The 11995-nt window shown below is 44.3% G+C and carries 7 protein-coding genes and 1 pseudogene; 3 read left to right on the top strand and 5 right to left on the bottom strand.

The window, feature by feature from the left end:
* Nucleotides 1-120: 120 nt before the first annotated feature.
* The 5 genes from L3V36_RS15320 to L3V36_RS15300 form a co-directional block, all read right to left on the bottom strand.
* The gene (locus L3V36_RS15320) at nt 121-885 is read right to left on the bottom strand and encodes a transporter substrate-binding domain-containing protein (protein ID WP_102447717.1); all 765 of its coding nucleotides are present in this window, start codon (nt 883-885) and stop codon (nt 121-123) included.
* Nucleotides 886-1150: 265 nt separating this feature from the next.
* Nucleotides 1151-2917, bottom strand: coding sequence for a transporter (locus L3V36_RS15315; protein ID WP_017077180.1), 1767 nt, complete (start codon nt 2915-2917; stop codon nt 1151-1153).
* 859 nt (nt 2918-3776) lie between these two features.
* The gene (locus L3V36_RS15310) at nt 3777-4403 is read right to left on the bottom strand and encodes a bifunctional 4-hydroxy-2-oxoglutarate aldolase/2-dehydro-3-deoxy-phosphogluconate aldolase (protein ID WP_017069898.1); all 627 of its coding nucleotides are present in this window, start codon (nt 4401-4403) and stop codon (nt 3777-3779) included.
* A gap of 73 nt (nt 4404-4476) precedes the next feature.
* The gene (locus L3V36_RS15305; protein ID WP_017077178.1) at nt 4477-5409 is read right to left on the bottom strand and encodes a sugar kinase; all 933 of its coding nucleotides are present in this window, start codon (nt 5407-5409) and stop codon (nt 4477-4479) included.
* Between the two features lie 34 nt (nt 5410-5443).
* A complete protein-coding gene (locus L3V36_RS15300; protein ID WP_004733502.1) occupies nt 5444-5779 on the bottom strand; it encodes a cupin domain-containing protein in 336 nt (111 codons plus the stop codon).
* A gap of 333 nt (nt 5780-6112) precedes the next feature.
* Between L3V36_RS15300 and L3V36_RS15295 the strand changes: the two genes are divergently transcribed.
* The 3 genes and pseudogenes from L3V36_RS15295 to L3V36_RS15285 all read left to right on the top strand — a co-directional run bounded on the left by L3V36_RS15295 (nt 6113) and on the right by L3V36_RS15285 (nt 11612).
* Nucleotides 6113-8320 (top strand): heparinase II/III family protein, encoded by a 2208-nt coding sequence (locus tag L3V36_RS15295; protein WP_208775193.1) that lies wholly within the window; start codon nt 6113-6115, stop codon nt 8318-8320.
* Between the two features lie 2 nt (nt 8321-8322).
* Complete coding sequence (locus tag L3V36_RS15290; RefSeq protein WP_208775195.1) at nt 8323-10476, top strand: heparinase II/III family protein; 2154 nt, start codon at nt 8323-8325, stop codon at nt 10474-10476.
* A 297-nt stretch (nt 10477-10773) separates the two neighbouring features.
* A pseudogene (locus tag L3V36_RS15285) lies at nt 10774-11612 on the top strand (fumarylacetoacetate hydrolase family protein).
* Nucleotides 11613-11995: the final 383 nt, after the last annotated feature.

The following is an 11995-nucleotide window of genomic DNA, read 5'->3' as shown; positions in this document are numbered from 1 at the left end:
CGCCAAATTGGAGGCTAGCTATTAGAATCTAACGATTAAACTAAAAGCGAACCATTAAACCATAACGAAAGAGGCCAGCATTGCTGGCCTCTTTTTTGTCACTGTATAAATCGTAAAGAGTTACTTAAGAGAGTTGTGGATTAGGAACTCTTCTTCGACGCCTTTCAATTTCATCTCATCCATAATGAAGTTCACTGTGTTCAACAAGCGTTGTTCACCTTTTGGTATCAGGTAACCGAATTGACTGTTGGTAAACGGTGTTTCGCAGCGTGCCGCTTCAAGACGTTCGTCCGTCACTTGATAGAACAGACCTTCAGGAGTTTCTGTCACCATTACATCAACTTTACCTTCCGCAACGGCTTGCGGAACGTCTAGGTTGTTCTCGTAACGTGTAAAGCTCGCGTCTTGCAAGTTAGCATCCGCAAAAATCTCATTAGTCCCGCCAATATTCACGCCCACACGCACAGAAGAAAGGTTCACTTTCTCAATGCTGTCGTATTGTTCTGCTTTGCCTTTCGCAACTAAGAAACACTTACCAAAGGTCATGTAGCCCTGAGTTTGTTCTGCGTGTAACTGGCGTTGCATTTTACGTGTGATACCGCCCATCGCGATGTCGTATTTATCGCTGTCTAGATCGGTCAGTAGATCTTTCCATGTGGTACGAACAATCTGTAATTCAACGCCCAACTGCTCTGCAACATGTTTGGCTACGTCAATGTCATAACCAGAGTAGGTTTTGCCGTCGAAGTAAGAAAAAGGTTTGTAGTCGCCTGTAGTACCGACGCGAAGTGTACCTGATTTTTGAATGTCTTCTAGCTGGTCAGCTTGTACTACACCAGAAAGTGCCAGAGTAATGGAAGCAAGTAATAGTGATGTTTTTTTCATTGTAATTATCTGTTGTGTTTGTGTTGTTATTCAAAGTAACAGAAACAATCAGAGAAAGAGATCAAACCATTGGAAAGGTTGTAAAAGAAGATAAAACGAGGGCAGGAGATAGGTAACTTTATTGATTTGTGAACATTGATAAAGATGTGTTTCATATTCCATTTTGATAAACCGTAGACAAACAAAAAGCCCATGTTATCGAATAACATGGGCTTCATTTTGGTTTAACTTGTTAGCTGCTTATTTTAGCTGTTTAGCTGTTTAGCTATTTAGCAACTGACTCGTTGTTCATCTTAGCCGGAGCTTTAGATGCGTTAACCAGTAGGATACCAACGGTGAGTACCATCGAACCACATAGTAGGAACAACAAGCGTCCTGTTGGTTCGTTTGGAATCAGAGCCATTGCTAGGATACCGAAACCTGCTGTGCTGATAAGCTTACCAAGCATTGAACGCTGTTTAGTATCTAGGTTTTGTTGCTCTTCACCTTCAGCTACTAATGGTGTGTTCCAGTTAGTGAATAGTTGGTCAACTTCTTTCTCACGCTCTGGCGATAGGCCTTTGTAGAAGCGAGAAGTTAGGATGAAGTAACCACCAGTAAACACTACGTGAGCAGCTAAGCTAAGACCAACTTTCAAGTCGCTCCATTCACGGCCAGTAAGCGCTGTTTCCATACCAAATAGGTGCTCGATGTCTTCTGCTTGAAGAGAGATACCGAAGATGTAAGAAACGAAGCCACCAACGATTAGCGTAGACCAACCAGACCAGTCAGGAGTCTTACGAATCCACATACCAAGTAGTACAGGGATAAGCATTGGGAAGCCAATTAACGCACCTACGTTCATTACGATATCGAACAAGCTCAAGTGACGTAGAGAGTTAATGAACAAGCCAATCGCGATGATGATAATACCCATCATGATAGTCGTTAGCTTACTTACAATAACCAGCTCTTTCTGAGTCGCGTTCTGACGAAGAATAGGGCTGTAGAAGTTCATTACAAAGATGCCAGCGTTACGGTTCAGACCTGAATCCATAGAAGACATTGTCGCAGCGAACATTGCTGACATAAGAAGACCAACCATACCTGCTGGCATTACGTTCTGTACGAATGCTAGGTAAGCTGCATCACCCGCTTTGTCACCCATTGAAGCGTACTGCAATGCAAAGTCAGGCATGAATGCACTAACGTACCAAGGTGGTAGGAACCAAATTAGTGGGCCAACAACCATAAGGATACATGCTAGGCCTGCCGCTTTACGTGCGTTTTCACTGTCTTTTGCACATAGGTAACGGTAAGCATTGATGCTGTTGTTCATTACACCGAACTGCTTCACGAAAATGAACACAACCCAAAGTACGAAGATGCTCATGTAGTTAAGGTTATTACCTAACATGAAGTCGCCGTCGAAATTTGCAACGATGTTAGTTAGGCCACCACCGTGGAAATAAGCTGCAACCGCACAAGTAATCGTAACCGCCATGATAACAAGCATTTGCATGAAGTCAGAAGCAACAACCGCCCAAGAGCCGCCTGTTACTGCCATCAATACTAGAACCATACCCGTTACCACAATGGTTGCTTCCATTGGGATGTTGAATACCGCTGCTACGAAGATAGCTAGACCATTTAGCCAGATACCCGCAGAGATAAGGCTGTCAGGCATACCTGCCCATGTGAAGAACTGTTCAGACGTTTTACCAAAGCGCTGACGAATAGCTTCGATCGCCGTTACCACACGAAGTTGGCGGAACTTTGGAGCGAAGTACATATAGTTCATGAAGTAGCCAAAAGCATTGGCTAAGAATAGGATTACAATAACGAAACCGTCATTGAACGCGCGTCCTGCGGCACCTGTAAACGTCCATGCTGAAAACTGTGTCATGAAGGCAGTTGCACCAACCATCCACCACAACATTTTGCCGCCCCCTCTGAAGTAATCGCTGGTAGAGGTGGTGAACTTACGGAACATCCAACCAATCGCGATTAAAAAGAAGAAGTAGGCGAGAACAACAAAAGTATCGATAGTCATCTTTTCAGCCTTTTAAATATCATAATTAACTGGGCTTAGATTAACGCGTTCAAAGGTTTATTTGTACTACAATATGTCTTTAGTATGATCTAGGTCGCATTGATTTTTTAGGTATTGGTAAGTAACTAATCAAGTCATTGTTTTAATTGGTTTTAATTGGTTGCGTGTTTTGTTTTAGATATAAAATAAAGTGAGGGTTAAATGTTTATATGTATTACAATATAAGCAAAAGCGCTTACTTTACTTTATCTATAAGATTTTAATTATAACCGTAACAAATGTGCTACAAATTGGTGTGTTGTGCGACGCCATTCACGTTAATTTGAAACTCTATTCTGGAAATTCTTGTATTAGGATTTCAAGTGTAGCTCATTGTTTTCACCTCGCTATTTTGTGTTTGTCTGCGGTTCTGTAGCCTTTCCATGCTATTGATTAATTTTTTCGTGCTAGAGAGACGCGTATTTGGAATGTTTGTCACTGAGTCGGCGTTAAACTGGACGACGGGACACTCTTTCGGCTCACTTTGTCTATTGTGGTCTTCAGTGCATGCTATGAGAAATGTTTGACGACGTATTGAAAAGGAATATTGTCGGATAAAGGGATGGATAAGGAGCTGGATAAGCGGTAGGGAGCACCAGTAACGCTTCGCTAGATGCATACTGAGGTCGCTTGAAAGCCTTACATCACTCGTTCTTGCCTGTCTTAGTCACGGAGCTGTACGAGGCCATAGGGAGAACGGCGATAGGGTATGGGGAAACAGAACGTTGATTGAGCGTGTTTTACGGTTAGTCAGCGCAATAAACGTCAGATAACAAAAAGCCCCACCGAAGTGAGGCTTTATCACCAAATCTAAAACAGATTAAGCGTTAACGTGATCAACTGCGTCACGAACAAGCTTGCCTAGTTCGTCCCACTTACCTTCATCGATAAGGTTAGTTGGAACCATCCAAGTACCGCCACACGCAAGAACAGAAGGGATCGATAGGTATTCATCAACATTCTTCAAGCTTACGCCACCAGTAGGCATGAATTTAACAGGGTAAACGGCTGTTAGTGCTTTAAGCATACCAGTACCGCCTGAAGGCTCAGCAGGGAAGAACTTCAACGTGCGAAGACCCATTTCCATTGCTTGCTCAACTAGGCTTGGGTTGTTAACACCCGGTACGATTGCAACACCTTTGTCGATACAGTATTGAACAGTACGTGGGTTAAAACCTGGGCTTACGATGAAATCAACGCCAGCTTCGATAGATGCGTCAACTTGCTCGTTAGTCAGTACAGTACCTGAACCGATTAGCATGTCTGGGAATTCTTTACGCATGATGCGAATCGCTTCGATTGCACATTCTGTACGTAGTGTAATTTCTGCACATGGCATGCCATTTTCAACCAACGCTTTACCTAGAGGGATAGCGTCTTCAGCACGGTTGATCGCGATTACAGGAATTACTTTTAGGTTTGCTAGTTGTTCATTTAATGTCGTCATGAATTCTTTCTCACGTTAAATGTGGGCCTGCTTTCAACTAAGCAAACCCTTGATTAATAGTTAAAGTGCGTAATTATAGAGACAGATCAGGCGTCGCTTCTAGAGGAATGATAGCACCTGGATGCTGAATCACGGTTCCTGCCACAATATGACCTGCAAATGCAGCATCACGAGCACTACCGCCACTCAAACGCTTGGCCAAGAAGCCTGCACTGAACGAGTCGCCAGCGGCAGTCGTATCAACGATGTTGTCTACAGGGTTGGGTGCAACGTATTGAGCGCTTTGGCTTTCAACCACTAAGCAGTCTTTCGCGCCACGTTTAATGACGATCTCTTTCACACCAGACTCAGACGTACGTGTAATACATTGTTCAATGCTTTCGTCGCCGTATAGCTCTTGCTCATCATCAAACGTCAGCAGGGCCGTATCTGTGTACTTAAGCATTTTCAAGTACCAAGAAATCGCTTCTTGTTGGCTTTCCCAAAGTTTAGGTCGGTAGTTATTGTCGAAGAATACTTGGCCGCCTTGAGCTTTGAATTTGTCTAAGAAGTTGAATAGCTGCGTGCGACCATTTTCTGTCAAGATTGCCAGCGTAATACCACTTAAGTAAACCGCGTCAAAAGAGAACAGCTTATCAAGAAGAGCAGGCGTGTCTTCCTGATCAAACATGAACTTCGCTGCAGCATCACTACGCCAGTAGTGGAAACTGCGTTCACCAGTTTCATCGGTCTCGATATAGTAAAGCCCTGGTTGTTTGTGATCCAGCTGAGCAATTAAGCTCGTGTCGATACCTTCCGCTTGCCAATTTTTTAACATGTCGGTACTGAATGGGTCAGTGCCTAGTGCAGTTACGTAGCTCGTGTTGATATCTTGCTCTTTTGTTAAGCGTGACAAGTAAAGTGCAGTATTCAGCGTATCGCCACCAAAACTTTGCTTAAGCCCGTCTTGTTTCTTTTGTAGCTCAACCATGCACTCGCCAATGACCGCGATGTTTAATGATTTCATATGCTTACCTTAGCAACTGAGGTTGCGCTAGTTATTATTTTAGGAAATCTTCACGCGCAGGGTTGAAGATATCAAGAAGGATGCTGTCTTGTTCTAGTGCAACCGCACCGTGCATCATGTGTTTACGAGCGAAGTAAGCATCGCCTTCTTTAAGCACTTTCTTCTCGCCGTCGATTTCAGCTTCGAAGCTACCACGAACAACATAACCGATTTGGTCGTGAATTTCGTGAGTATGAGGGTGGCCAATCGCGCCCTTATCAAAGCATAGGTGTACTGCCATTAGATCGTCAGTGTAAGCAACGATTTTACGCTTAATGCCGCCACCAAGTTCTTCCCATGGGTTTTCATCTAGGATAAAGAAAGAGTTCATTGTGTATCTCCTAATCTGTTTAAATCTTTTAAGTGTTACTTAACTTGCATCCATCATAAGGGAATGAGTTCAATTGTAATACAATATATCTAAATTTGTGTGATATTGATCAAGCGATAGTTTATATAGCGTAAATGAATCAACAACTTAAGAATTGCTTGGTATCTGGCATTAGTTAACTGCATCAATGGCTTACGGTGAATTATGTGACTCTACTCATCATTTGGCGACGAATAGGTATAATTAAAGCTAATATTGTATTACTTTATATGGAGTTTGAAAATTTAATCAAAGTTTAAGCAGATAAACTCTTTATTGAGGGTGACAAAGAATATGACGACTAAACCAGTATTGTTGACTGAAGCTGAAATCGAACAGCTTCATCTTGAAGTGGGCCGTTCTAGCTTAATGGGCAAAACCATTGCAGCGAACGCGAAAGACCTAGAAGCATTCATGCGTTTACCTATTGATGTCCCGGGTCATGGTGAAGCTGGGGGTTACGAACATAACCGCCACAAGCAAAATTACACGTACATGAACCTAGCTGGTCGCATGTTCTTGATCACTAAAGAGCAAAAATACGCTGACTTTGTTACAGAATTACTGGAAGAGTACGCAGACAAATATCTAACGTTTGATTACCACGTACAGAAAAACACCAACCCAACAGGTCGTTTGTTCCACCAAATCCTAAACGAACACTGCTGGTTAATGTTCTCAAGCTTAGCTTACTCTTGTGTTGCTTCAACACTGACACAAGAGCAGCGTGACAACATTGAGTCTCGCATTTTTGAACCCATGCTAGAAATGTTCACCGTTAAATACGCACACGACTTCGACCGTATTCACAATCACGGTATTTGGGCTGTAGCCGCTGTGGGTATTTGTGGTCTTGCTTTAGGCAAACGTGAATACCTAGAAATGTCAGTGTACGGCATCGACCGTAATGATACTGGCGGTTTCCTAGCGCAAGTTTCTCAGCTATTTGCACCTTCTGGCTACTACATGGAAGGTCCTTACTATCACCGTTACGCGATTCGTCCAACGTGTGTGTTCGCTGAAGTGATTCACCGTCATATGCCTGAAGTTGATATCTACAACTACAAAGGCGGCGTGATTGGTAACACAGTACAAGCGATGCTTGCGACGGCTTACCCGAACGGCGAGTTCCCAGCTCTGAATGATGCTTCTCGTACTATGGGTATCACAGACATGGGTGTTCAGGTTGCGGTAAGTGTTTACAGCAAGCATTACTCTTCTGAAAACGGCGTAGACCAAAATATTCTGGGTATGGCGAAGATTCAAGACGCAGTATGGATGCACCCATGTGGTCTTGAGCTATCTAAAGCCTACGAAGCCGCTTCTGAGGAGAAAGAAATCGGCATGCCTTTCTGGCCTAGTGTTGAATTGAATGAAGGCCCTCAAGGTCACAACGGCGCGCAAGGCTTTATCCGCATGCAGGATAAGAAAGGCGATGTTTCTCAACTTGTGATGAACTACGGCCAACACGGCATGGGTCACGGCAACTTTGATACGCTGGGTATTTCTTTCTTCAACCGCGGTCAAGAAGTGCTACGCGAATACGGCTTCTGTCGTTGGGTTAACGTGGAGCCTAAATTCGGCGGCCGTTACCTAGACGAAAACAAATCTTACGCTCGTCAAACGATTGCTCACAACGCAGTCACGATTGATGAAAAATGTCAGAACAACTTTGACGTTGAACGTGCAGACGCTGTACACGGTTTACCACACTTCTTCAAAGTAGAAGACGAGCAAATCAACGGTATGAGTGCATTTGCTAACGATCACTACCAAGGCTTTGACATGCAACGCAGCGTGTTCATGCTAAACCTTGAAGAGATAGAATCTCCGCTACTATTAGACCTTTACCGTTTAGATTCTGAGAAAGGCGGCGAAGGCGAGCATCAATACGATTACTCACACCAATATCAAGGTCAGATTGTTCGTACTAACTTTGAATACCAAGCAAACAAAGAGCTGAACACTCTAGGTGACGATTTCGGTTACCAACACCTATGGAACGTCGCAAGCGGTGAAGTGAAGGGCACAGCAATTGTAAGCTGGCTACAAAACAACACCTACTACACATGGCTAGGTGCAACGTCTAACGATAATGCTGAAGTAATATTTACTCGCACTGGCGCTAACGACCCAAGTTTCAATCTACGTTCAGAGCCTGCGTTCATTCTACGCAGCAAAGGCGAAACAACACTGTTTGCTTCTGTTGTTGAAACGCACGGTTATTTCAACGAAGAATTCGAGCAATCTGTCAATGCACGTGGTGTTGTGAAAGACATCAAAGTCGTGGCTCACACCAATGTCGGTTCGGTAGTTGAGATCACCACAGAGAAATCAAACGTGACAGTGATGATCAGCAACCAACTTGGCGCGACTGACAGCACTGAACACAAAGTAGAACTGAATGGCAAAGTATACAGCTGGAAAGGCTTCTACTCAGTAGAGACAACTTTACAAGAAACGAATTCAGAAGAACTTAGCACTGCAGAGCAGGGGAAATAATAATGAGCTATCAACCACTTTTACTTAACTTTGATGAAGCAGCTGAACTTCGTAAAGAACTTGGCAAGGATAGCCTATTAGGTAACGCACTGACTCGCGACATTAAACAAACTGACGCTTACATGGCGGAAGTTGGCATTGAAGTACCAGGTCACGGTGAAGGCGGCGGTTACGAGCACAATCGTCATAAGCAAAACTACATCCATATGGATCTAGCAGGCCGTTTGTTCCTTATCACTGAGGAAACAAAATACCGAGATTACATCGTTGATATGCTAACAGCGTACGCGACGGTGTACCCAACACTTGAAAGCAACGTAAGCCGTGACTCTAACCCTCCGGGTAAGCTGTTCCACCAAACGTTGAACGAGAACATGTGGATGCTTTACGCTTCTTGTGCGTACAGCTGCATCTACCACACCATCTCTGAAGAGCAAAAGCGCCTGATCGAAGACGATCTTCTTAAGCAAATGATCGAAATGTTCGTTGTGACTTACGCACACGACTTCGATATCGTACACAACCACGGCTTATGGGCAGTGGCAGCAGTAGGTATCTGTGGTTACGCAATCAACGATCAAGAGTCTGTAGACAAAGCACTATACGGCCTGAAACTAGACAAAGTAAGCGGCGGTTTCTTAGCGCAACTAGACCAACTGTTTTCGCCAGACGGCTACTACATGGAAGGTCCTTACTACCACCGTTTCTCTCTGCGTCCAATCTACCTGTTCGCAGAAGCGATTGAACGTCGTCAGCCTGAGGTTGGAATCTATGAATTCAACGATTCAGTGATCAAGACAACGTCTTACTCTGTATTCAAAACGGCATTCCCAGACGGTACATTGCCAGCTCTGAACGATTCATCGAAGACAATCTCAATCAACGATGAAGGCGTTATCATGGCAACGTCTGTGTGTTACCACCGTTACGAGCAGACTGAAACTCTGCTTGGTATGGCTAACCACCAACAAAACGTTTGGGTTCATGCTTCAGGTAAAACATTGTCTGACGCGGTTGATTCAGCAGACGACATCAAAGCATTCAACTGGGGTAGCCTGTTTGTAACCGACGGCCCTGAAGGCGAAAAAGGCGGCGTAAGCATCCTTCGTCACCGTGACGAGCAAGATGACGACACGATGGCGTTGATCTGGTTTGGTCAACACGGTTCTGATCACCAGTACCACTCGGCTCTAGACCACGGTCACTACGATGGCCTGCACCTAAGCGTATTCAACCGTGGCCACGAAGTGCTGCACGATTACGGCTTCGGTCGCTGGGTAAACGTTGAGCCTAAGTTTGGCGGTCGTTACATTCCAGAGAACAAGTCTTACTGTAAGCAGACGGTTGCTCACAACACAGTAACGGTTGATCAGAAAACGCAGAACAACTTCAACACAGCATTGGCTGAGTCTAAGTTTGGTCAGAAGCACTTCTTCGTAGCAGACGACCAGTCTCTACAAGGCATGAGCGGCACAATTTCTGAATACTACACTGGCGTAGACATGCAACGCAGCGTGATTCTTGCTGAACTTCCTGAGTTCGAGAAGCCACTAGTGATTGATGTATACCGCATCGAAGCTGACGCTGAACACCAGTACGACCTACCCGTTCACCACTCTGGTCAAATCATCCGTACTGACTTCGATTACAACATGGAAAAAACGCTTAAGCCATTAGGTGAAGACAACGGTTACCAACACCTATGGAACGTGGCTTCAGGCAAAGTGAACGAAGAAGGTTCTCTAGTAAGCTGGCTACATGACAGCAGCTACTACAGCCTAGTAACCAGCGCGAATGCGGGCAGCGAAGTGATTTTTGCTCGCACTGGTGCTAACGATCCAGACTTCAACCTTAAGAGTGAGCCTGCGTTCATCTTACGTCAGTCTGGTCAAAACCACGTGTTTGCTTCTGTACTAGAAACGCATGGTTACTTTAACGAGTCTATCGAAGCCTCTGTAGGCGCTCGTGGTCTAGTTAAATCAGTGTCTGTTGTGGGCCATAACAGTGTCGGGACTGTTGTTCGCATTCAGACTACTGCTGGCAACACTTACCACTACGGTATCTCAAACCAAGCTGAAGACACGCAGCAAGCAACTCACACTGTTGAGTTCGTGGGTGAGACATACTCGTGGGAAGGATCATTTGCTCAACTGTAAATGATTAACATACATGCCGTTTAACGATGGCATGTATTGATGTGGTGCTTTGCGGGAACGAAGCATCACATTGAATTCAGTCGTGATTGCAAAATCGTTCGTTGATACCAACAACGACTGAAAACATCGGGAATAAGTCAAACCGAGTAACTCACTGCGAGTTGCTCGGTTTTTTTATGCGTGCTGCTTTTATAAGAAGGGGGAAAGAGGATGGGGCAACGGAGCTGCCCTTTTCCTTCGAATCTTACAGAGTGGGCTAAAGTATAATTTAGGATTTAAAAATAAAGGGATTCAAGGATGAAGTGGTTATTGGCAATAGTTGCGATGTCTGGTGTCGCATTGGCGGCAGAAAATAAGAATGTTGAGGTGAGCAGTGAGCATTTCGTCCGTTATCAATACCAAGACAAAATCAGCTATGGAAAGCTAGACAATGACGCAGTGTTACCGGTCAGCGGCGATCTCTTTGGCGAATATTCGGTAGCAAAAAATTCGATCCCGTTAGAGTCGGTTGAGGTGTTACTACCGACAAAACCAGAGAAAGTCTTCGCCGTCGGGATGAACTTCGCTAGCCACTTAGCCTCACCTGCCGATGCACCACCGCCGATGCACCACCGCCGATGTTTCTTAAACTTCCTTCTTCTTTGATTCTCACAGGCGAAGTGATTCAAGTGCCACCAAAAGCAAGAAATGTTCACTTTGAAGGCGAGCTGGTGGTTGTGATTGGGAAAGAGCTCAGTCAAGCCAGTGAAGAAGAAGCCGAACAAGCGATCTTTGGTGTCACGGTGGGCAACGATATTACAGAAAGAAGCTGGCAAGGCACGGATTTACAATGGCTTCGAGCGAAAGCTTCAGATGGCTTTGGCCCCGTTGGTAATACGATTGTTCGTGGTATCGATTATAACAACGTGCAATTAACCACGCGTGTAAATGGCAAGGTTGTTCAACAAGAGAATACATCGTTTATGATTCACAAACCTACAAAAGTCATCAGCTACTTGAGCCACTATTTTACCCTCAAACCGGGCGATCTTGTTTTCATGGGAACGCCGGGAAGAACCTATGCTTTGTCCGACAAGGACCAAGTGAGTGTAACGATTGAAGGGGTAGGGACTGTGGTCAACGAAGTGCGGTTCTGATGGAATTGAATTAGCGTTGGGAGCTACAGAGCTTATGTCTGAATTTGCAGTACGTAGACGACTTGAACCTATTAATTTGAACTAGGTTAACTTGTGTAGTGAATAAACTAACCGTTTTTCGGTTCCATTATTTTAGCCCAATTGAGTGATGTTTTTGGAAGCGAGCAGAGAAAACGAGAATGACGAACCTACATGCTCGGCGAGGGTTTTGTTAGTGGTGTAACACAGTGTTTCTAGCTAAGAGAAATTAGATGCTTTCTAAGTGTTTGATTAATTGCATAAATTAATAGGTACTATCCGCTTTGATTTTACTCAATTGGCTGTAGGTTGAAATACTGTTATAGTGCTCCTTAAATAATACATAAACATAACATATAAATAAG

Source organism: Vibrio sp. G-C-1, assembly GCF_021728015.1.
GTDB classification, from domain to species: domain Bacteria; phylum Pseudomonadota; class Gammaproteobacteria; order Enterobacterales; family Vibrionaceae; genus Vibrio; species Vibrio splendidus.
This window is presented reverse-complemented; position numbering and strand designations above follow the sequence as displayed.

Bases quoted from the DNA above. Each gene is read 5' to 3' on its own strand.
- L3V36_RS15320 (WP_102447717.1), bottom strand. From the start codon at position 885: ATGAAAAAAACATCACTATTACTTGCTTCCATTACTCTGGCACTTTCT.
- L3V36_RS15315 (WP_017077180.1), bottom strand. From the start codon at position 2,917: ATGACTATCGATACTTTTGTTGTTCTCGCCTACTTCTTCTTTTTAATC.
- L3V36_RS15310 (WP_017069898.1), bottom strand. From the start codon at position 4,403: ATGACGACATTAAATGAACAACTAGCAAACCTAAAAGTAATTCCTGTA.
- L3V36_RS15305 (WP_017077178.1), bottom strand. From the start codon at position 5,409: ATGAAATCATTAAACATCGCGGTCATTGGCGAGTGCATGGTTGAGCTA.
- L3V36_RS15300 (WP_004733502.1), bottom strand. From the start codon at position 5,779: ATGAACTCTTTCTTTATCCTAGATGAAAACCCATGGGAAGAACTTGGT.
- L3V36_RS15295 (WP_208775193.1), top strand. From the start codon at position 6,113: ATGACGACTAAACCAGTATTGTTGACTGAAGCTGAAATCGAACAGCTT.
- L3V36_RS15290 (WP_208775195.1), top strand. From the start codon at position 8,323: ATGAGCTATCAACCACTTTTACTTAACTTTGATGAAGCAGCTGAACTT.